At 57.5% G+C, this 21,454-nt stretch carries 21 protein-coding genes and 1 riboswitch; of the genes, 12 read left to right on the top strand and 9 right to left on the bottom strand.

The features are described 5' to 3' along the window. Positions 1-15: 15 nt before the first annotated feature. A complete protein-coding gene (locus ACRZ94_RS10995) occupies positions 16-801 on the bottom strand; it encodes an ABC transporter ATP-binding protein (protein ID WP_480797336.1) in 786 nt (261 codons plus the stop codon). Beyond that, positions 798-1,154 (bottom strand): DUF1636 family protein, encoded by a 357-nt coding sequence (locus ACRZ94_RS11000; protein ID WP_480653213.1) that lies wholly within the window; start codon positions 1,152-1,154, stop codon positions 798-800. Before ACRZ94_RS11000 ends, ACRZ94_RS10995 begins: the two co-directional genes overlap by 4 nt. A gap of 101 nt (positions 1,155-1,255) precedes the next feature. Continuing rightward, a riboswitch (cobalamin riboswitch) is annotated at positions 1,256-1,455 on the bottom strand. A gap of 101 nt (positions 1,456-1,556) precedes the next feature. Here ACRZ94_RS11000 and ACRZ94_RS11005 point away from each other — a divergent pair. From ACRZ94_RS11005 to ACRZ94_RS11015, 3 genes are all read left to right on the top strand, one after another. Next, on the top strand, positions 1,557-2,345 hold the full coding sequence (locus tag ACRZ94_RS11005) for a DUF3299 domain-containing protein (RefSeq protein ID WP_480797337.1): 789 nt from the start codon (positions 1,557-1,559) through the stop codon (positions 2,343-2,345). Between the two features lie 72 nt (positions 2,346-2,417). Continuing rightward, complete coding sequence (locus ACRZ94_RS11010) at positions 2,418-3,875, top strand: GMC oxidoreductase (protein WP_480797338.1); 1,458 nt, start codon at positions 2,418-2,420, stop codon at positions 3,873-3,875. Continuing rightward, entirely contained in the window at positions 3,872-4,327 is a 456-nt protein-coding gene (locus tag ACRZ94_RS11015; protein WP_480797339.1) for a hypothetical protein, read from the top strand. The genes ACRZ94_RS11010 and ACRZ94_RS11015 overlap by 4 nt, the downstream gene beginning before the upstream one ends. A gap of 11 nt (positions 4,328-4,338) precedes the next feature. Here the strand turns inward: ACRZ94_RS11015 and ACRZ94_RS11020 are convergent, their stop codons facing one another. Further along, positions 4,339-5,484 carry a glycosyltransferase gene (locus ACRZ94_RS11020; protein WP_480653221.1) on the bottom strand — a complete coding sequence of 382 codons (1,146 nt, stop codon included), beginning with the start codon at positions 5,482-5,484 and terminating at the stop codon, positions 4,339-4,341. A gap of 279 nt (positions 5,485-5,763) precedes the next feature. Here ACRZ94_RS11020 and rfbC point away from each other — a divergent pair, with 279 nt between their 5' ends. From rfbC to ACRZ94_RS11035, 3 genes are read left to right on the top strand one after another with little or no spacing between them, the layout of a single operon-like run. Continuing rightward, entirely contained in the window at positions 5,764-6,294 is a 531-nt protein-coding gene (gene rfbC, locus ACRZ94_RS11025) for a dTDP-4-dehydrorhamnose 3,5-epimerase (RefSeq protein ID WP_480653223.1), read from the top strand. A gap of 35 nt (positions 6,295-6,329) precedes the next feature. Continuing rightward, the gene (locus tag ACRZ94_RS11030; protein ID WP_480797340.1) at positions 6,330-7,268 is read left to right on the top strand and encodes an NAD-dependent epimerase/dehydratase family protein; all 939 of its coding nucleotides are present in this window, start codon (positions 6,330-6,332) and stop codon (positions 7,266-7,268) included. A gap of 1 nt (position 7,269) precedes the next feature. Then, entirely contained in the window at positions 7,270-8,595 is a 1,326-nt protein-coding gene (locus ACRZ94_RS11035) for a protoporphyrinogen/coproporphyrinogen oxidase (protein WP_480797341.1), read from the top strand. Between the two features lie 10 nt (positions 8,596-8,605). Here ACRZ94_RS11035 and ACRZ94_RS11040 read toward each other — a convergent pair whose 3' ends face one another. From ACRZ94_RS11040 to ACRZ94_RS11050, 3 genes are all read right to left on the bottom strand, one after another. Then, complete coding sequence (locus ACRZ94_RS11040; RefSeq protein ID WP_480797342.1) at positions 8,606-9,613, bottom strand: NAD-dependent epimerase/dehydratase family protein; 1,008 nt, start codon at positions 9,611-9,613, stop codon at positions 8,606-8,608. Further along, positions 9,540-10,454 carry a sugar phosphate nucleotidyltransferase gene (locus ACRZ94_RS11045; RefSeq protein ID WP_480797343.1) on the bottom strand — a complete coding sequence of 305 codons (915 nt, stop codon included), beginning with the start codon at positions 10,452-10,454 and terminating at the stop codon, positions 9,540-9,542. Before ACRZ94_RS11045 ends, ACRZ94_RS11040 begins: the two co-directional genes overlap by 74 nt. A gap of 137 nt (positions 10,455-10,591) precedes the next feature. Next, complete coding sequence (locus ACRZ94_RS11050; protein WP_480797344.1) at positions 10,592-11,935, bottom strand: O-antigen ligase family protein; 1,344 nt, start codon at positions 11,933-11,935, stop codon at positions 10,592-10,594. A gap of 359 nt (positions 11,936-12,294) precedes the next feature. Between ACRZ94_RS11050 and ACRZ94_RS11055 the strand changes: the two genes are divergently transcribed. The 5 genes from ACRZ94_RS11055 (at position 12,295) to ACRZ94_RS11075 (ending at position 18,280) form a co-directional block, all read left to right on the top strand. Then, entirely contained in the window at positions 12,295-13,698 is a 1,404-nt protein-coding gene (locus ACRZ94_RS11055) for an oligosaccharide flippase family protein (protein WP_480797345.1), read from the top strand. 337 nt (positions 13,699-14,035) lie between these two features. Further along, positions 14,036-14,218: a hypothetical protein gene (locus tag ACRZ94_RS11060; protein ID WP_480653237.1), complete on the top strand. Its 183-nt coding sequence runs from the start codon at positions 14,036-14,038 to the stop codon at positions 14,216-14,218. A gap of 391 nt (positions 14,219-14,609) precedes the next feature. Then, the gene (locus ACRZ94_RS11065) at positions 14,610-15,314 is read left to right on the top strand and encodes a sugar transferase (RefSeq protein ID WP_480653239.1); all 705 of its coding nucleotides are present in this window, start codon (positions 14,610-14,612) and stop codon (positions 15,312-15,314) included. Between the two features lie 42 nt (positions 15,315-15,356). Continuing rightward, complete coding sequence (locus tag ACRZ94_RS11070) at positions 15,357-16,667, top strand: polysaccharide biosynthesis/export family protein (RefSeq protein WP_480653241.1); 1,311 nt, start codon at positions 15,357-15,359, stop codon at positions 16,665-16,667. 92 nt (positions 16,668-16,759) lie between these two features. Further along, a complete protein-coding gene (locus ACRZ94_RS11075; RefSeq protein WP_480797346.1) occupies positions 16,760-18,280 on the top strand; it encodes a hypothetical protein in 1,521 nt (506 codons plus the stop codon). Here ACRZ94_RS11075 and ACRZ94_RS11080 read toward each other — a convergent pair. Further along, on the bottom strand, positions 18,246-19,232 hold the full coding sequence (locus tag ACRZ94_RS11080) for a glycosyltransferase family 2 protein (RefSeq protein ID WP_480653245.1): 987 nt from the start codon (positions 19,230-19,232) through the stop codon (positions 18,246-18,248). The two genes, ACRZ94_RS11075 and ACRZ94_RS11080, sit on opposite strands and share 35 nt — an antisense overlap. A 180-nt stretch (positions 19,233-19,412) precedes the next feature. Here ACRZ94_RS11080 and ACRZ94_RS11085 point away from each other — a divergent pair, with 180 nt between their 5' ends. Beyond that, positions 19,413-19,793, top strand: coding sequence for a GtrA family protein (locus ACRZ94_RS11085; RefSeq protein ID WP_480653247.1), 381 nt, complete (start codon positions 19,413-19,415; stop codon positions 19,791-19,793). A 4-nt stretch (positions 19,794-19,797) separates the two neighbouring features. On the opposite strand, the gene ACRZ94_RS11090 is transcribed toward ACRZ94_RS11085, so the two are convergent. Next, a complete protein-coding gene (locus ACRZ94_RS11090; RefSeq protein ID WP_480653249.1) occupies positions 19,798-20,040 on the bottom strand; it encodes a hypothetical protein in 243 nt (80 codons plus the stop codon). Further along, entirely contained in the window at positions 20,030-21,418 is a 1,389-nt protein-coding gene (locus ACRZ94_RS11095) for a GMC oxidoreductase (protein WP_480797347.1), read from the bottom strand. The genes ACRZ94_RS11090 and ACRZ94_RS11095 overlap by 11 nt, the downstream gene beginning before the upstream one ends. Positions 21,419-21,454 lie beyond the last annotated feature (36 nt).

A 21,454-nucleotide genomic window follows, 5' to 3' on the forward strand; every position in this document is an offset into this window, starting at 1 on the left:
CAATAGTTCCTTGGGTTAAGTTGAAACAGGTGTTCTTCGGATATCCAGGGCCGGGATCATCCGGCCTTCGTGCTGAAAGCACAGGTAATCGACACCAAACGTGTCGCGCACATGTTCGGGTGTCAGCACGTCGGCCACCGTGCCAAAGCTGGTCAGACGTGTGGATTTCATCAGCGCCACATGGGTTGCGAATTCCGGGATCATGACCAGATCGTGCACGATCATCACAACCGTGATACCCAGTTCAGCCACCAGCGACAGCATCCGCCCCTTGGCATCCGGGTCCAGATGGTTGGTGGGTTCATCCAGAAATAGTAGGGCCGGGTTTTGGGCCAACGCGCGGGCGATATGCGCCCGCTGACGCTCACCCCCGGACAGTTGCGCCATGCGCTTGCCCGCCAGAGCGCCAAGATGGGTCAGGTCGAGTATCCGGTCCAGTTCAGCCGCGTGTTCAGCCGCAGACCGGTCGGCGCGGATCGGGATCTGCCCAAGGGCCACATAATCGCGCAGCTCCAGCCGTCCGTCAGGGTATTCCTGCTGGCTGACAACGGCGATCATGCGGGCGCGTTCGGTGGCCGACATCTGTTTCAGGCTGCGCCCGCCGACACGGACATCGCCCAGAACCAGATCAGCCGCACCGCATAGCAGGTTCAGCAGCGTTGTCTTGCCTGCCCCATTGGGCCCCGCAATGGCCAGAATTGCCCCTTTGTCCAATTCGAACGAGACGCCCTGAAGCAGGACATCCCCGTTCAGGGCGTAATACTCCAGGTCTTCAGCAACCAAAAAGGGAGGGTGAGTCATGGTCGCCCTCCAAACTCCAGTCGCGGCATGCGGGACAGCGTCTTGGTATAAAGCGCCCGAGGCCGGTCCGTTGCGCTGGTCCAGCCATCAACGCTTTGCTGGTATTGATGGGCAAAGGTGGCCAGCGCGTCGATGTCGCGCTGCGTGCGGATGTCGCCGAACAGGTATTGCGCCTTGCCCACCGCCTGAAACCCAACCGTTATTGGCCGGGCACAGCCTGCCATACAGTCCACGGTGCGCACCGCAAACCCCACAGGCAGCTTATCTGCAAGCGCTGTTTGAATGGCCTCTGCGCTCAGTTCACCTTTGCAGGTCGTGCAGATCAGAATGACATGATCAGATTTTTCCGACATCCTCAGGCCCGCCCGTCAACAGCGGCCACAGAGGGTATCGATCGTCGAAACACGCGCCAGTCGTGTCATCATAGCCTCCTTCCAGGACGCCCCGCCCCGGGTTGGTTGAACACATGATGGCAGGTCTCCTGACTTGCGGGTCGTGGCTTTGCCATCCTTCCCAGCCGCTGGGCCAGTGGATATTTGGCATTGCTCACCGCTTACAGTTGCGGGGGCAGTCACGGACTTGGCGCCTGTTGGCAAACCGCACCGTATTCCCTTTCTCTTCCCCTTGCGGGGAACCATCGTCAGATGGACTGCCCCAGTTCCTGCGATGGGTCAATGATAAAGTTCTCAGTTTGACAGTTTCCGGAGTGGGCGGGCGCAGATAAACTCTGCGCGTGCCCGCGGAAAGAGGCTGGAATGATCCCGTCTGATCGGTACAGTCGGGACATGCGCAATTGGGTTCACATTCTGGCCTTGTTGGCCCTGGGCTGGTTCGGCACTGCGGCCGCATCGGGCCAGGTGTTGGATTGGTCTGAACTGCCAGATCCCGCTGCCCAGAATTACGAGGACCCGTTTCGCGCCCTCACGCCCGAACAGTTCGATGATGTCATCTTTGCCCTGCGCCTGCGGGGCAGGTTGCAACAGGGTGCAGGCAGCGACGAAGAGCGCCGGAAATGGCAGATGCTTTTAACAGAAACCGAGGCCGCTCTGACAGCCGATGCAATAGATGTGGATTGGCTGCTGGATCAGGTGCAGGCGGTCACGCAGCGCCGGGATAATGCAGGATCTGCGGGCAATCCCGATCTTGATGGCCAGACCGTCACGCTGATGGGGTTTGCCATCCCTGCGCCGCCGGATGCGGATGGGCAGAGTGTCGTCTATCTGGTGCCACAAAGCGGGATGTGCAGTCATCTGCCCGCGCCGCCGCCCAATCAGATGATCCGGGTCCGGTTGAATGTCGACTGGACGCCCAACCATGTCCATCAGCCCGTGCGGTTGACCGGAACGCTCAGCATTGATCCGTCCGCGCAAAACGTGATGGTCGTTGACGGGATCATGCCCATGCGCACGACCTTCCTGCTGGAGTCCGATCACGTCGAAACCCTGACTGCACAGGAGGAGCAGTTGAACTGGACCCAAAGCACCAAGGATCACTTCCGCAAGGCAAACCGGCGCAAAAGTGGCGGCGCGCAAACTGCGGACTAAGGGTTGCGTCCCCGCGCTTTGTTTATTTGACAAAGCCCCGCGCGCCGTTACCCTGAGACATCTTTTTCGTGTATGAGTAACGTGGTTCGCGCCTCGCCAGAGGCCATGGTTGAACAGATGAAACGCATTGACCTAGCACAGGTTGCGTCCCGGCACTGGGATGTTGTGATCGTTGGCAGCAGCTTTGCGGCAATGTTCTTTGCGCATGGTTTACCGCCCGATCTGGATGTGCTGATCGTCGAACAGGGCGGCATGCGCCCCCATGATACGCAGCTGCGCGATGGCTGGCGACCGGGTGAGCCGATCGCACAGCGCAACACATCCGGTTTGCGCAAGGACTGGCTGAGCTTCATCACCTTTGGTGGCAATTCGAATTTCTGGTGGGGGGATACGCCTCGGTTTCACCCTGATGATTTCCACCTGCGCACCCGGTTTGGCGTCGGGGTGGATTGGCCCTTTGGGTATGAGGACCTGACCCCGTATTATGAACGTGCCGAAACCCTGATGGAGATTGCGGGCGGCGGGTCTGACCATATCCTGCCCCGCGACAAACCCTTTCCGCATCCTCACCACATACAATCGCGCGCCGATCAGGTGCTGCAGGCCCATAGCAATGCGTGGGTGCCGCTTCCGACCGCGCGGGCAAACGGGGGGACGCGGCCGACATGCTGCGCAAATGGCGTCTGCGGCATTTGCCCCATAGATGCAAAATTCACGATCCTGAACGGATTTGAGCATCTCGCACATCCCCGCGCCCATTATGTGCTTGAGACCGAGTTCCGCGCGATTCTGCTGCAGGGTGGGCAGGCCACGCATGGGGTGCTGCGCGGGCCGGATGGGAAAGACATCCAAGTGCGGGCCAGCGCCTTTGGGCTGGGGGCCAATGCCATTTTCAACGCGGCAATTCTGTTGCGGTCCGGTGTGACGTCTCCGGCGCTGGGCCGGTATCTGAACGAAGAGGCCTCGCAAACCGTTGTGATCGATACGGCTACGCTGAAAAACTATTTTGGCGGAACGTCCGAGACGAGCCACGGCTATCACTTTTATCACGGTATCGACCGCTCCGAGGCGGCGGCAGTGCTGATCGAAAGCTCGAACGCGCCCGCCAATATCCGCGAGGAACCGGGTAAATGGACCAACCGTTTGGTCCTGACCCTTGTGGCCGAGGACCTGCCCATAGCCGAAAACCGCGTTCTGCTGGAAGGTGACGCGCCGGTGATCGAATGGACGGGCCACCACCCTTATGCCTTTCGCGGTCTGCAACGCGCGCTGGATGGGTTGCCCGACATTATCCCAGATGTGCTGGATAAGGTGAGCGCGGGGCGCATTCAGCCTTCGCAGGCGCATATTCAGGGCACGCATCGGATCAGTACGGACCCCGCCGAGGGGGTGGTGGATGACTATCTGCGCCTGCACGAGGCCCCGAACGTCTTTGCGCTGGGCGCCGGGGCGTTCCCGACCTGCTCACCGGCCAACCCGACCCTGACCCTGTCGGCATTGTCACTGCGCGCAGCCGGGGTGGTGCGATGAAACTGTCCAGACGCAGCGCATTGTTGGGGGGTGTTTGTCTGGCGGCAAGCGCGGGCGGGCTGGCGTTTGCCCTGCGACCGGGCGGCGTTGCAGCCCATGCTTCGGAGGTCATCGCGCGTGTCTACGGGGCCGAAATCGCAGCCCACCCCGCCGCGCAGGAGTTTTGCACGGCCTATGAGGCTTTTGTGATCGCCAAAGGTCTATCAGGTCAGGCGGTCAACACTGTCTTCAACCTCCGAGCCGGGTCGCTGCCTTATATTGCTGATGAGACCAAGAAAATGAGCCGCTCTATTGTGCAGAAATTCGCGACCTCGACCAATGTTGTGCTTGCACATGAATTGGGGATCGAACTGGAGTTCGTGGGAATTTTCCACCCGGTGGAAAACAGTTGCAGCAACCAACTGTCCTATCTTGGGTTGGTCTGGGCCGATTCTGTCGCCAGCGCCGGGTAGTCGGCGTTGTTTCAGGCCGGGGTTCTTTCATCCGGCTGGGCTGGCTGTTTGTCTGACAACCGTTGCGCAATTTGCGCCAGGGCTTGCCGCCGATCTGTCATGGCTGCCGTTTCGGGCAGGTTCAGATGGCCCAGAATGTCGGCCCACCGGTGCAGCCAATCGTGTTTCTGCAACGCGTTTTGCAGGTTGATCCGACGCATACGATCTTGTTCCGCCGGATCATCCAGGATTGAGACGATCCTTTCGACGGCGCGATCGGGGTCTTCCGGCAGGCGCAGAACTGACTCGGGCCAGTCGAAATAGCGCGTGTAATCCTCGGTCTCGGGGGCATAGCCCACTTGGATGGCCCCGCCGGCAAGACCTTCGACATGGCGCGGGCCCCATGCGATGTTGCCTTTTTTCTGGTCGTCATGGCCGATCTTGGCGATATCCACCATGAAAAGCTTGGAATGCTGAACCAGATTGGCCAACAGGTCGCGATGCACCTTGTGCTGCGCCGTTGTGGGCGGCTTGGTGGCAGAATCATACAGATAAAACCCCTGCCGATCTGCGATTATCTTCAACAGGCGATCATGCAATTCGGGGCGCCTGCGACCCATGCAATACAGGTCAATGGGCCGATCCACATACAGGTTGCGTGGGGCGAACCGCACCATATCCGCAGCACCGGGCAGGTGAATGACAGGTTTTCCAGTGATCCGGCGCAACGCTTCGCAGGATTCTGCAAAGGCGCTGGCGATCAGGTCAAATTTGGACAGGGACCGGATCAGCGGCAGGTGTTGATCGATGCTGCTGGTCCAGACCTCTTCCAGCACACAGACCGCAAGACCGCAGCGCGCGCGCCAGTCCGGCACCGCATCCAGCGCCAACAGTTCCAGCGGCTTTTGCGCGTTACAAAAGAACAGATCAAAATTCCGGGTCAGAGGCGATTTCTGCACCCCCGAAGGCCAGTATTGAAACAAATCGCTGCGCCGTGACAGCCACCGTTTCGGATTGAAGGGCAGAGTGCCGTTTTGCCGTGGCGCGCAAATCTCGGCCGTTTCAATCTCGGCAATGACGTCTTCGAATTCGAACCCCGAACACCGCGATACGTTGTCATTCAGATTGCGCTGCGAAAACATCAAAACGCTACGTTCAGGCGGGGCAGATGCGGTCACATGCATATCCTCAAACAAATAAATCACCGCGAAATACACATGTGCGGTGCCGGCTTTTTAACAAATTACGCACGGTTCTGCGCCAGCACCTAGGGGATTCCTGCGGGACGGGTCGAAAACCGTGGAAACCAAGCCGATTGTCTGATTAGTTTTTGGTATTGCCCTTAGATGCCAATACGGGCGCAGCGCATCTTTCGTTTCGCTGCACCGTGGCGTGATTTGTGATCGGGGGCCTGCGTGTGGTTAAATGGTTGCGGTCGACAAAGGCGGTTTATTTTAATGATTTTCACAGAAACACATCTGCCGGGGGCCTATGTGGTCGACCTGCAGGAAATCTCGGATGATCGTGGATTTTTTGCCCGTGCCTTCTGCGCAGATGAGTTTGAAAAACACGGGCTGAAACCGGCAATCGCCCAGATAAACCTTTCGTTTAACGAGAAAAAAGGCACGCTGCGCGGATTGCATTACCAGCAGGCCCCGGCGCATGAGGCCAAGTTCATGCGCTGTATCACCGGCGCGATTTACGATGTGATCGTGGATATGCGCCCCGACAGCGCGACCTATTTGCAGCATTTCGGGATTGAGCTGTCGGCCGAAAACAGGCGCGCGCTCTATGTGCCCGAGATGTTTGCGCATGGCTATCTGGCGCTGAGCGATGGCGCGCAGGCGTACTATTCCGCCAGCGCATTTTACACCCCGGGGGTCGAGCGGGGGATTCGATACGATGATCCTGCCTTAAGTATACAATGGCCCAAACCTGTAACGATTGTTTCTGAAAAAGACGCGAACTGGCCCCTGCTTCATCCCTAGGCCCTGTCGCGATTCCAAGGAAAGACGGCTGTCCCATGACAAATACAAAGGAAGAAAAGACAACAGTGATGGTGACCGGGGGCGGTGGGTTCATCGGTCGCGCAATCGTGACGGTGCTGGCGCGCAATGGGCACCGGGTGGTTGCGACATATCGCTGTGACCCGCCTCCGAAAATCTATGGCGATGTGCATTGGGTTCGGGTTGATGTGACCAATGCCTCGGATGTTGGGGCCATTATCCATCTGCACCGTCCCAGCCATCTGATGGCTCTGGCCTGGTACATGGGGCCCGACAACCAGCAATCGCTTGAGAATTTTCGCTGGTTGCAGCATTCGGTCGATCTGATGTTTGCCTTTGCGGAAGCGGGCGGCAAACGGGTGACCTTTTGCGGGTCCTGTATGGAATATGACTGGTCCGGGTCGGACAAGCTGCGCGAAGGGCAGACCCCGTTGAACCCGGCCACCGAATATGGCGCGGCCAAGGCGGCCATGTTCACGGCCTTTGGCCCCATGTGTAAGGCGCTGGATCTGTCGGGGGCCTGGGCGCGGCCCTTCTTTCTCTATGGTCCGGGGGAAAATCCAAACCGGCTGGCCGCAGATGTCATCCGCGCCCTTTTGCAGGGGCAAGAGGCGCTCTGCACTCATGGCAAGCAAAAACGCGATTTCCTGCATGTGGGGGATGTCGCCACCGCGATGACGGCCCTGATGTTCAGTGACCTGACCGGCGCTGTCAATATCGGCAGTGGCACGGCGATCCCGCTGGCCGATCTGATCCACGAGATCGGGCGCCAGACCAAGGCAGAAGACCTGATCCGTCTGGGCGCGCGCGAGGCCCGCCCCAATGATCCGCCGCTGGTCGAAGCGGACACCACCCGCCTGCACGACGAATTGGGTTGGAGCCCGAGATACACATTGAAAACCGGTATTGCGGACACCATCGCCTGGTGGCGCCGCGAGTTAGCAAGAGAACGTTGATATGAGTGACCAGAAGATCGTTATCCTAGGCTCGGGCATGTCCGGGCTGGGGGCTGCCCATCACCTGCACGGGGCGGGCGTGTCCAGCCGGATGTATGACAAGAACACCTTTCCCGGCGGCCATACTGCAACCTTTGCCCATGACAGCGGGTTCATCTTTGATGACGGGCCGCATATCTCATTCTCGAAAGACCCGCGGTTTCAGGAACTGTTCGCCGAAAACGTGGGCGGTGCCTATGAAAAGCTGCAGGCTTATGTGAACAACTATTACCACGGGGCCTGGGTGAAACACCCCGCACAGGCCAATCTGCACAACCTGCCGGATGAGTTGAAAACCCAGTGTATTCTGGATTTCATCGAAGCGTCCAAGCAAGAGGTTGTGGAAAAACCCGCCAATTATCTGGAATGGCTGATCTCGGTCTTTGGAGAGACCTTTGCGACCCATTTCCCCGCCGTCTACGGCAAGAAATACCACACGGTCGATGCCGATCAGATGAGCACTGTGTGGATGGGGCCGCGCCTTTATCGACCCTCGATGGATGAGGTAATCCGCGGCGCGATTTTCGCCGAGACGCCGGATGTGCATTACATCACCGATTTCCGCTATCCGACCGAGGGCGGGTTCATCTCATACCTCAAGCCGTTTCTGGAAAAGACCGACCTGCATCTGGATCACAAGGTCGTCGCGATCGACCCCGAGGCGCGCAGTGTCACCTTTGAAAACGGTGTGACCGAACAGTATGAGCACCTGATTTCCTCAATCCCGCTGCCCGATCTGATCCCGATGGTCAAAGGTGCGCCGGACCACGTGCGCGCGGCGGCGTCCAAGCTGGCTTGTACCACCTGCGTGACGGTCAATCTGGGCCTTGCGCGGGATGATTTCACGCCCGCCACATGGACCTATATCTATGATGAGGACATCGTTTTCACTCGCCTCAGTTTTCCGCATAAAATGTCGGCCAAAACCTGCCCGCCGGGCTGTGGGTCTATTCAGGCGGAATGCTATTACTCGCACAAGTACCGCCCTTTCACCGGGTCCCCTGACGATCTGATCCAGCCGGTGATCGACGATCTGGTGAGGATCGGGCTGATCGAAAAGGATGAAGAAATCCTGCACACCGATGCGCGGCTGATCACCCATGCCAATATCATCTTTGATCTGGACCGCGAACAGGCGCTGCCCATCGTGCACGACTGGCTGAATCAGGTCGGCATCCACTATGTGGGCCGCTTTGGCGAATGGGGCTATCAGTGGACCGATGAGGCCTTCAAATCCGGCGAGCGCGGTGCACGCACCGTGTTGGACCGGATCGGGGCAACAGTTTAGGGTCAGGACTCTAAGCGACGGGCTGGGTCCGGCGAAAATCCTGATCCAGTTGGTTTTCCTGTAACAGCGCCTCAAGCTGCGCCAGACGCTTGTATTTCCGGCCCTCGAAATCCTCGACCTTCAGGTCACAGGCTTTGACCGCATCAAAGATTTGCTGCGCGCCGCGCACTGCGTCCCATTGCGGCGCGAACCCCGGAATGGACTTTTCGATCTTGGCGGAACTCACGCGGTAGGACCGGTTGTCGGGCCCGGCGTCAGCCGCATAGTCGATCTTTGCGCCGGGCACCGTGTCGGCCACGATCTCGGCCAGATCGCGGATTTGATAGTTGTTCTCGGTCCGGCACACATTGAACGCCTCGCCGGAAATCGCCTGCGGATCGGCCTGCAGTGTCGCCAGAAAAGCGCGAGCCATGTCCTCGACATGGATAATAGGTCGCCACGGGGTGCCGTCCGACATCATCAGGATACGGCCCGAGGTATAGGCATGCGCGATCAGGTTGTTCAGCACGATATCGAACCGCATCCGGGGGCTGGCCCCATAGGCGGTGGCAAAGCGCAGGAAGGTGGGGGTAAAGCTGTCATCGGCCAGCGGTTTCAGGTCACGTTCCGCCAGAACTTTGGACACGCCATAATCGGTTTGCGGGTTCAGCTTGCCGTCTTCATCCACGAAATCCTCACCCGCGCGGCCATAATTGGAACAGGACGAGGCAAAGACAAACCGGGACACACCTGCTGCCTTGGCCTGTTTGGCCACGTGCACGGTGCCTTCGTGGTTGATCTGCTGGGTCAGGCCCGGGCGCAAATGGCCCAGCGGGTCGTTGGACAGCGCGGCCAGATGCACCACCGCGTCAAACCCGGCCAGATCATCTGCCGTCAGATCGCGAATGTCCTTGCCCAGATTGGGAATATCGGGAACCGCCCCGCCGGGGGCGAAATCGGCCCTGTCAAAGAGATTTATATCGCACCCAGTCACCTGGATTCCCGCCTCGGCCAATACCGGGGCGGTGACCGTCCCCACGTAGCCGAGATGACCCGTTAACAGGACGTTCCGAATGTTCCCATGTTGCCCACGGACGGTTGCCATTTTTCCACATCTCCTCAAGCCGGCGTTTGTCCGCCAAATGATCCATGCAATACCAGAAACCCGGATGGCGATAGGCCATCAGCTCACCCATTTCCATCAGCTTGGGCAGGGGGCCTTCTTCCCACATGATCTCATCGCCATTGACGCTGGCGACGGCGTCGAACACACCGGGTTCCAGAATGAAAAAGCCGCCATTGATCCAGTCGGCCGCGGTTTCGGGTTTCTCCATAAAACCTTCGACAAGCCCATCCTCGCGCACTTGCAGGTGGCCGAACGTGGTCAGCGGGCGCACCATTGTGATCGTGGCCAGCTTGCCGTGTGAGCGGTGAAAGGCGATCAGCGCGTCCAGATCGACATTCGACACACCATCCCCATAGGTCAGCATGAAGGTTTCATTGCCCAGATAGGGTTGCAGCCGCGCCAGACGCCCGCCGGTCATCGTATCCATGCCGGTATCGATCAGATCAACGGTCCAGGGCGGCGTCTGATCTTCGAACGCGCCGTTGGAATAGTCGGGCTCGCCAAACAGCTCACGCTGGGTGAAATCGATGCGCAGATTGCCCTGATACTGGCACAGGTTCGAGATATAGCGCTTGATCAGGTCACCCATATAGCCAAGCGCCAGCACGAACTCATGATGCCCATAGGTCGAGTAGTGCTGCATGATATGCCACAGAATCGGGCGATTTGCGATTTCAACCAGGGGCTTGGGGCGAACGCGGGTCTCTTCGATCAGGCGCGAGCCTTTGCCGCCTGCAAAAATGGCTGTTTTCAATAGTGCCTCCCCAAGAAACTGGTAACCAAACAAAAGCAAAAAACTGGGTATTCTTGAATTCGACACCACCGGGGCCGCTGCTGTCAATCGTTTGGGCACACCTTGGGGTAGAAAACCCGTGAATTCCCCAAAGCGGGCTAAGCAGTCGGCGCAGGTTGACCTGTCATTCCGCCTGACGGGCCCCTGCCCGGATCTTCGGTAGAGGTCGCGGCGCGGGCGTTGACGCTGTGCTTTACGGCCCGCGCAACAAGGTTCATCTTGGCGACATAGGCCACAAAGAACATCCAGCTGATATCCAGTCTGGACAGCAGGGTGCTTTCGGTGATGTTGGCAAAAATATAGGTCATCATCAGGGCCATTGTGCACACGATGGGTGTGCGATCCGCCACAAAGCGCAGGCTGAGGAAGGCGGAAAAGAAAAAGCGCACAATGGCCGTGAACAGCAGGACCACACCGATAAACCCGGTGTTCAGCCAGGTCTCGATCAATCCGTTATGCGAATAATGCGGCGTGAAGCCCAGATTCGATTTATTGGATAAAATCGCCAGTCGGCTGGAATCGGGGTTCCAGAAACTGCCATAGCCCCAGCCCAGCCAGAACCGATCCATGACATAGGGCCATGTAAGCTCCCAAATCGGGATTCTCTCGGACAGGGTCGGTTTGCGGCCGACCAATGCAAACAGGGGGTCCGCCATGGGCGAGGCCAGCAAAAACGCGATTGTGCCGACCAGCAGTACCGAAAACAGGATATAGCCTATGGCCCATGTCATCTCGAACCGGGGCAGGATCCAGCTGATCATAAGGGTGGTCATCGAAATCAATCCCACTGCCTGCGAGGTCCGCGATTCCGAGGCGATCAGCAGCAGGATGGCCACGACCAGCGTCACCTGAAACATCAGCTTCAGCTTGCCCGACACCTGGCCAATGGCATAGGCCGAGGTCAGCAGGGCCATGATGCACACAGCACCCAGCGCATTCTTGTGCAAAAAGATACCGTTCCAGACATCGCCCCAAGGTGGAATGCCACGCGCCTGAGGCAGGGTCGCGATGGCCCCGACATTCAGCGCCATGATCAGCGCAAACGCCGCCGCCATGAACAGCAGTAACCCCCTGAGCGACATCAGGCTGCCCAGAACCAGGGCAAAGCCTGTTGTCACGACCAAGGGAACGCACCGTTCCGCAGCATAGGCCGGACGGTCGCTGAGGGTTGTGGACAACATCGCCCAGATCACCAGAACGGCCAGTTCTGGCGCGGCAAAGAACCCGCGAATGAAGTGCCGGTAATAAAGCGTGGTGATTGCCAGCACCGGCAGCAGCATCAGGATTGAGATTTTGTTGGCCAGACTGTTCTGCCACAGCACGATCGGAAACAAATCCGTTCCAACGCAGACGGTCAGAACCAAACATATCGCCAGCACGATATGCCGAAATGCGGGGCCCGAGACATGCGCGTTCGGGCCGTTCTGAGTCAAAGTCGTCATAACAAAACCAACTGGCCAGCAAACTGACATCCGATCGGGTGCGCCAAATCGGACGAGTCCGGAAAATACGAATGCCTCAAGCCTAGGGCCCAGGCGCCGCGTTGTCTATCTGTGAGGCAGGTCTGGCATTTTCGATCCGTGTGAAGACCAGCTCTGCCGGAATAATCCTGTCACAAATGCCTGTGATGCGGTACGGCTATGGATCAGGCGCGATGGGTTTTGCGTTTGGGTTGCCTGCGTGGCCGGTGTCTTCACGGCGGCGCGACGGAAGTTGATATGTGTAACGAGTGTTCAGGGCCCATTCTTGGGCCGGTTTTGGGTGTAGGTTTCGATTTGCCGATTTTGGGAAACAATCCGCGATGACTTGGTTTTTTGTCCCCAGAATGCTCTCGGCATTTATTGCCATCGTGATTCTGATCGTTCTGACCCGCGTTCTGGGTGCAGCGGATTTCGGGCGCTATAACCTGACGGTTTTGGCGGGCATGCTGCTCTATTCCTTTTCTTTCAACTGGTTGGCCGTTTCGGTGGGCCGTTTTCATCATGCGCCGGAATTTCAGGGCAAAACGATAGCGACGGTGTTGGGGGCCTCGGCCTTGCTGGCGCTTTTGTTGATCTGCCTCGCCGTTGCGGCACATGCGCTTTTACCCTCGGGTTGGGTCGGCAGTTTCTATTTGGCCGTGCTTTTTTGCACCAGCCACGCGATGTATGAATTGGGCACTGTCTGCTTGCGCCAGTACAAAGAGGGCCCGAGATTTGCCGCCGTTACCCTGTTGCGTCAGGCACTGGGCGTGTCTCTGGCCGTGGCGTTTGTGCTGAATGGCGGCGGCTATGCCAGCGCAGTGATTGGCATGTCGCTGGGGGCGGCGATCACCGGCGCATATGCGCTGCTGCGTGCGGTTCGACGGTCTGGCATCACCCTGCCCGGCCTTGCGACGCTCAAGGTCTTTTTCCGATTCGGGTTCCCACTGGCTGCGGTGGCCTCCAGCGCGTCTTTCTTTGCGATGCTGTCGCAATCGTTGCTGGCCTATTTTGCCGGGTTGGAGGCGGCAGGGTATTTCGCGGCGGCGCAGACGCTTGCGTCAAAAGCGTTGCAATTACCGATGACAACATTGTCGCGCGTGGTGGCCCCCAGCGTGTTCGAGGCGCATGAGACCAACGGCGCGGCCTCATCCGATGCGGTGCTGGATCGGTATTTCTCGTTCCTGATCCTGATTTCGATGCCTATCGTCGTGGCGCTGATCTGCGCGGCGAATGTGTTCACCAACCTGCTGTTCGCGCCGGAGTTTGCCAGCAAAACCGACCTGTATCTGAGACTGCTCGCCCCGGCGGCGTTTACCATCGGGTTACAGGGCGCCTTTTTCAGCTATGCGTTCATGCGGTCGAAAATGACGGCGCTGCAGCTTGGGATCAGCATCGGATCTTTGATCGTGCATGCCGTGCTGTCTTTCCTATTGGTCTACACGTTTGGGGCACCTGGTGCGCCCTGGGCATTCCTGCTCAGTGGCGGCGTCAGCTTTGCGGCCTATTACATCATCGGGCAGCGGGTCGATCCGTTGCGCGTGCCTGGTCCTGAATTGTCAAAGGCAGCGATCGGGGCTTTGGCCTATGCGCCGTTCGCGATTGCGGCTGGGATGGCCTCGAATCTGGTGCTGCAGTTTTTGCTTTTGGCGGGGGGGCTGATTTTCATGGTCGCCGTCCTGATCGGGGTCCGGCAGGTCGCTGCGGTTGCTTTGTGGAAGAAAGCGCGCCATTGGGCAGTTTAAAGCCGAAATTGATTTCGAATTATTTATTAATTAACAGAATGTTAATCTCGTATCGGCAAATTTCTTCGCACTAGGTGGTGCCAAATTGCCGATCGGTCCTAGATTTTATGGAACGAAAGACACATGTCTCGTGGTTCAAAACCAATGGTGTTAAACTGAACCCGATCTTCTTGATGAGTTTCTTTTTCGGGTCCCTGACCCTGACGAGTACACGCTGAGAGGGTGCTGCCCAAAAACCGACACAATACTGCGCAAGGGTTATGCAGGTGCGTCAAATGCGGAAAGACAAAACCGAGCTAGGTCTGAGATGATAATTGTGTATTTGCTGTCGGGCCCAGTGGCCGCCGCGCTTTTGATCGTGGCATTGATCGCCTCGGGGGCCAGTACGGGCGCGGCTGTTGCCGGTGGCCTTATTGCCGGCTTTTTGGCGCCGGCCGTTATTGCGGGACTGCATTTGCTTTTCAAAAGCAAACTGCGCCTGAAACTGGACAATAAACTGTCGGTCGAAACCGAGCAGTAATTGGTATCCCGGCATGTCGGAGTGAAACGCGCAAAGCGGATTTAATCCGACAGAAATCGTTGCCAATACAAAGTTGTGAAAAAAGCAGCATTGCGTTTCACAATGCCGTTTCACCTCCATGATGTCTGAACAAAAAAGTTGTCTGGTTGGGCAATAAGTGCGAAGATATTTTCAGGGCAGAACCCGGCCTCTTTCTTTTTACCGAGTCGGGAAAATAATTTCGGGGCAACGGAAGTCAGGGCGTTGCACCTGAAATCTGTTGAGCAAAGCAAGTTTTGAACTCACGGGCCGCGCCTTTTTTCATGGGTGCAAACGCATGTGGGGATGTGAAGCGATACCTGAGTTCCGGGTGCGTTGTGAGTAGTCAGTGAGTGAGTTTTTGGGGGTCATTATGAACCACAACCGAGGTTCTTTTCCTATTGAAGAGACCGAAATTTATAATACCAATCAAAGCTTTATTTCTAATTCGGAAGATCACTCCAAACTGGAAAGCTTTTACGTGGCCAAAGGCAAGCGTCTGCTGGACATTTGCCTGGTCCTGATCGGTGCACCTTTTGTCTTGCCGCTGATGCTGTTGGTTGCGCTCTGTGTTCGGTTGGATGGGGGGCCTGCGATCTACAAGCAGAAACGCGTGGGCTTTGGCGGGCGCGAATTCGCCTTTCTGAAATTCCGCTCGATGATGATTGATGCTGATCAGATTTTTCAGGATCACATCAGGGAATGCCCCGCCGCGGCCGCCGAATGGCAGGCGCGCCAAAAGCTTGAGAATGATCCGCGCGTCACAAAGATCGGGCGGTTTATCCGCGCGACCTCGCTGGATGAGCTGCCTCAGCTTTGGAACGTTTTGATGGGGGATATGAGCCTGGTCGGCCCGCGCCCCATGTTGCCACAGCAGCAATCGATGTACCCGGGCGTGGACTACAACCTGCTCAAACCCGGGATCACCGGCTTATGGCAGGTGTCCGAGCGCAACGATGTCGAGTTTTCGGACCGCGCCATTTTCGACAGTGAATATGCGCGGAAAATCAGCCTGGGGCTGGACCTCAAGATACTGTTTCAGACGGTTGGGGCCGTGTGCAATCGCACGGGTCGCTGAACGACACATCGCAACCCTTGAGAACAGAGGGATGTTACGATCATGGAAGACGTGAAAAAAACCGCCTTTAGCTCAGTGCCCAAATGGTTTGGGGGCTTGGTTCCGATGCGCAACTTCTGCGCCGCTGCCCTGGCGCTGGGGGTCTTGTCCGCGCCCGTCGCGGCCGATTACAAGCTTGCGCCGGGGGATCAGTTGCGGGTGTCGCTGACCGGGCTTGAGGGCCTGTCTTTCGACGCTATCATCGACGCCCATGGCAACGTCAATCTGAAATGGCTGGGCCATTTCGAGGCCCAGGGCCTGCTGGCGGATGAGCTTGAGATGCTGGTACGGCAGGATGCGGCCGGGAAGATCGTCAAACAATACAATCAGAACGGTGAGATTTACATCATTCAGCTGGATGGTGACGAAATCGAAGTTGCGCGTAACGGATACCGGCCCATCATTATCGGCGGTGATGTGGCGCGTACCGGACAGATCGATTTCCGCCCCGCCATCACCGCGCGCGAGGCGGTGGCGCTGGCCGGTGGGGTCAGAAGCATGCTGTTGGCCGATGATGTCACTGTCGATCCCATTCAACTACTGCGCTGGCAGACCACCTATGGACAGGCCGCGCTGCAACACGCGCAGGCGATGGTGCAGGTCTGGCGAACAACGTCCGAGTTGCGTCAACACCTAGAGTTAGAGCCACCGGCGCAGGGCCAGGTCTCGGTCTCTGCTTCGGTGCTGGATGAGCTGATCTCGGAACAGATGCGGATTCGTGCGGTCAATCAGGAAAACGAAGCCGGTGAGCGTCAGTATTTCGAGGATGCCGAAGATCAGGCGGAAAAGCGCATTGAAATCCTGAAGGAACAGGAGGTTGAACTGGCCAAGGCACTGGCCGCGGATGAGGAAGAAGAAGAACGGGTCATCAGCCTGGTGGAACGCGGCCTGACTGCGGGGTCCCGTCTGGCCGATACGCGGCGGACCACGGTTCTATCGGCCACCCGCTTGCTTGAGGTCGAAGAGGATCTGGCCACAACAAATCTGGTTTTGACCCGCCTCAGACGGGATCAGGAACTGTATGAACAGGAACGATCCCTGCGCCTGTTGCAACAACGCCGCGAGGCCCATCTGGCGCTGCGGGATGCCAGCCTCCAGATGGATACGATCGCAAAATACCTTGCAGGCGCATCCAGCGAGATCGGAACCGAGAGCCTGATCAGTGACATTGATTATACGGTGACGATCTTCCGGGTTGTTGACGGCCAGTTGCAAGAGCTGCGGGCCGACAAGCTGACCCAATTGTTGCCGGGCGACAGTATCGAAATCTCGGTTGAACAAGTGACCGAGCAGACGTCGCAACTGACGGAATGAAGGGATGAGAATACCGCCCTGACGGGCGCATGTTCGGGCCAGGTTCTCTTTGACCTTCGCATTTTGATTGGCCCCAGAGTTTACGAGTTTCAATGGCTTATCTAAAAACGCAATCCAGCCTGTCTACCCCTGTCTCTGAGATGAGAACGCTAAAGGCCGTTCTGCTGGTTTTCTGTTTTGCCTTCATGCAAATGGCCCCTGCGGTGATCAACGGCTATCCGTTCATTTTCTTTGATACGCGGGGATACAACAACGCGGGCAAAGCGGTGGTGCAGACCGTCGCCGGAAAGCTGGGCAGTGAGACTGTGCAGGTCCCCCAGACGCAGGACAGCCAACCTGCGACCGCTGGGGCGGTAGAGGACAAAACCAAACGTGCAATTCCCATGTCACGCTCGCCCTATTATGGGGTCTTTGTCTTTGCCTTCCTGCAATCCAACGCATTTTTGCTGGCGCTGCTGCAATCTTTGATCGTTGGCTATGCGGTCTGGCTGGTTGTGCGAAAAATATGTACCGAGAACCCGGCGACACCGTATCTGATTGGCGGTGCGATCTGTGCTATTGCGACGCCGCTGCCCTATTTTTCAACCTACGCCATGCCAGATGTGTTTGCGGCGCTGGTGCCGGTGTGTCTGTTCCTGCTGTGCTTTGCCAAACGCGATCTGAATGTGTGGCAACTGGTCTTTTGTTGGGTCACGCTGACGGCCTCGGTCGCCTTTCACAACAGTCATATCCTGTTGACCTTTGGCTTGCTCGCGCTGCTTGCTCTTATGGCGCTGTGGCCGCAAATACGGCCTGTTCTGTCGGGATGGGTGCTGTCTGTTTTGGCGTTTGGAACGGGCATCGCCGCCGTGTTTGCCTTTGCTTTTGTGTCTTATGCGGTCTTTAACAGCTGGCCCCAAAGCCTGCCGTTTTTGACCGGTCGGGGGATTGAGGACGGCCCGGTCGCCGCGTTGATCGCCGAAGAATGCGGCGGGCATGATTTTGCCATTTGTCAGGCCGGACCATTGGACAATACGGATTCGCAATATTTTCTGTGGGACCAGAACGGGTTTTACCAAACTGCGGATGAGGATACCAAACAGCGGCTTAGCGCCGAGGATGCGACCGTGTTCTTGACCGCAGCGCGTACCTATCCGGGGATGCAGTTGCTATCGTCGCTGAAAAACACGGCCGAGCAATATGGAATGTTCGGATTGTATGAATTTCAAACGGCTGAACGCGTCATAACCGACAGCGCCCCCCATTACATGACGGAACGTGCGTTATCAGACTACGCCCAGTCGTGGGCTGTGACAGGGCAGTATCCGTTCGAATTCTTGTCAGCCGTTGTCTACGTCGCGGTCGCACTAAGCGTGCTAGGGGTGGCCCATGCCTTTCGATGGCGGGCCGTGTCAAATACCGCACTGGCGTTGGTGGTGCTGATCTTTGCAACGCTGGTAATGAATGCGGTCATCTGTGGCGTGCTGTCCGATCCGCACCACAGGTATCAGGCGCGGGTTATCTGGTTGCTGCCGTTCCTGGCCACGTTGCTGGTGTTTCAGACAGCGCAGGTCAGGTCGCGATCTCAGGGTCAGGAACCTAAGGGTTTGGCCCCGGGTATTGCAGATAGCTAAGGCGCCGGGCCTCGCGCCTGCCGCGCGAGACTGTGTCCAGTATCAGCGCGCATGCGACACAAACCACGGTGATGACAAACCCCGACAAAGACGCAAAGAGCGAGGGAAAACGTGCCACTTGGCTGGTTTCGATGAACTCGAACAGCACCGAGAGGAATACCAGAAAGGACGGCACGAATATCACCCCGGCCAGCGTCAGGAAGAACAACATCGGGTTCTCTTCCTTGACCAAAAAGCTGATCATGCGCAGGATTTTGATCCCGTCCCCGTAGGTCGAAAGTTTCGATTCCGAGTTTTCGGGCCTGGCCCTGTAGTTGATCGGTACCTCGTCGATGGGCAGCCGCAATTGCAGGGCATGCACGGTCAGTTCGGTCTCGATCTCAAAGCCGCTGGACATGCTGGGAAAGCTTTTGACAAACCGTCGGCTAAAGATGCGATAGCCCGACAGCATATCGTTCAGGTTCTTGCCGAAAAACACCCGCACCATCGAGGTGAGCAGCCGGTTGCCGAATTTATGCCCCCGGCGATATGCGGCCTCATCCGAATGTTGTCGCGCGCCGTTCAGCATATCCAGATTCTTGCTGCGCAATTGATCGACCATGTCGCGCACGGTGCTGGCGTCATAGGTCGCGTCCCCATCGGCCATCACATAGATATCCGCTTCGACATCGGCAAACATGCGACGCACCACGTTGCCTTTACCCTTGTTGGCCTCGGACCGGACGATTGCGCCTGCCTCGGTGGCGACCTTTACGGTCTGATCCGTCGAGTTGTTGTCAAACACATAGATCGCGGCTTCGGGCAGGGCTGTTTTGAATTCCGTGACTGTTAGGCCAATCGCTGCTTCTTCGTTGTAGCAGGGTAAAATCACCGCAATCCGACACTGGGCGCCAGAGCTGTCAGTCTCCGTGGAAAAACCGGGCAGGTCAGAGGTTTCGTTTTCCTTCAACAAGGTCTTTTCCTTCCAACCCAAACAATCTTAACATCACCAATGCGTTTGAAATTACCAGAAATTCAGACCTGTCAAAAGAAAAACCCGATGACTTGCTTTTGATGAAAAACCTTGTTTCAGAGTATATGAAAGTATTGGAGTTTGCTGTCAGTTGTTTCCACGATGTTGTCTTCACAGTTCTTGAAATTCGCAATTGTGGGTGCGGTGGCCTTTGTGGTGGATGCCGCATTGCTGATGATTGCTATTCAAGGGCTGAACTGGCCCCCCGAGGGCGCGCGCATCCTGTCCTTTCTGGGCGCTGTGACAACGACCTGGTATTTGAACCGAACTTTCACCTTTGCCACACAAGCCGCGCCCAACGTTTCGGAGTTTGTCAGCTATGTGCTGGCGATGAGTTTCGGACTGGCGGTGAATTACGCGGTTTTTGTCGCCGTGATCCGGTTGAATGACATTGCGGGGACCTATCCGGTGCTGGCCCTGGTGCCTGCAACGCTGGCTGGGATGGTCATAAACTTCCTGTTTTCGCGTAGAATTCTGGATGCAAAGGATCGTCCGGAATAGGCGCTTATTCGACTTGTGCGGTGGCGATGTGCTTGGTCAGTTCTTCACGATCTGCCGCGCTTAGCAGCCAATCGTCTTCGGCCCCGCTGGCCATGCCCAATTGCGTGATATTGGGGCGTGATACGCCCAGCAGTTTTCGGACCTGATCGCGGTATTTGAAACCGACAACGCCTGTCACCGCGCCGCCCGCCGCGAAACCGCCAACGCCGAACAGCAGGCTTCTTCGGGTTAACCTGTTAAACCTCATTGATCCCTCCCAGTTTGTCGCCCAGCCGCGCGGCCAAAGCCATGATCGTCAGCGTCGGATTGGCATGCCCGACCGACGTGAACATCGATGAGCCCGCAACAAAGAGGTTCTGATATCCGTGCACCCGGCAGTCGGCATCTACGACGCTGGTTTTTGGTGATGTACCCATCCGGGTGGTGCCCATCGTGTGGCCTCCGCCAGAGACGCCAAAGATGATTTCGTCATTCGACATGCGCAGCCGCCCGGTATCGGCGGTCATCAGCCGTTCGCCCAAAAGCTCAAGAAACGTGTCTACGGCGCGGAAAACGCGCCCGCCGACATGGAAACTGGTGCGCAATTTATGCAGCCCGGCCGGATCGGTGCCCGACCGCAGGGTGACGCGGTTTTCGGGATCGGCATCCATTTCGGCCCGGACAATGATGCCGTAGGCCACAGCGTCGTCGCCCCATTTCTCGGCAAACATGGCTTCAACAGAGTCATTGGGATTAAACCGGCTTGGGTACAGCGCGGCCGAAACCTCAAGCGCGCCCAGTTGTTCATACAGCGCGTCGTCCGGTTCAAGCAGATCAACGCGAACCCCGAAATCGTCTGGTAAGTCAGGCAGCCGGAAGGCACCACTGCCGATCAACTTGGCGCAATCGGGAAAATGCGGATGCTCCATCAGATAGCGCCCGACCTGATCGGTCTCATTGCCGACGGCAGGCCCGTTTTCCTGGTAAGAGCTGAGCAGAATTTGTGCGTTCCCCATCGCCCCGGCGGCCAGAACGACCGTCTGATCCGCCCGCAGATCGATCTTTTTGACATCATCGCCGGGCATATGAACCGAGATCGCCTCAACCCCGTGCCGGTCATCGCGGGGATATAGCCGGTTCAGCGTCGTCCCAAGTGCCAGATCGATATTGGGCATCCGATCATAGCGCTGCGGCTCGCGGATCAGGCGCAAGGGTTCCTCGGTGGAAATCGGGCGGTAGACAAAGCCGGGCTCAAAGCCCGCTGCATATTCCAGAAAAGGCTCGGTTCGGTTCAGAAGACCGGCTGCGATCTTGTAATAGGGGGCAAGGTCCCGGGCCGTGATTGGCCATTGGCGAAAGTTACGTTCGATCATCGTGCTGCAATAACCAGCCCAAACCGCCGAGGTTCCCCCCATCGCGCGCACCCAATGCACGGGCCAGTGCGATCCGTCCAAATGCCCGCGACCGGTTATGTCTGCAAAGTCGGATTGAACAGACCCGTCATATTCGGTTTGTCCGGTTTCCAGCAAGATCGCGCTTTTGCCCGCCTCTGCTAGACGCTGCGCCATGGCATAGGCTGCCAGCCCCGAGCCCGCTACGATCACATCGTATTTGCTGAAATCTGCTTCCCCTGCTGAAACCCGCACACTGATAACCCGACACAAAAAACAAAAAAAGAATCA

Source organism: Ruegeria sp. CH10 (assembly GCF_056537125.1).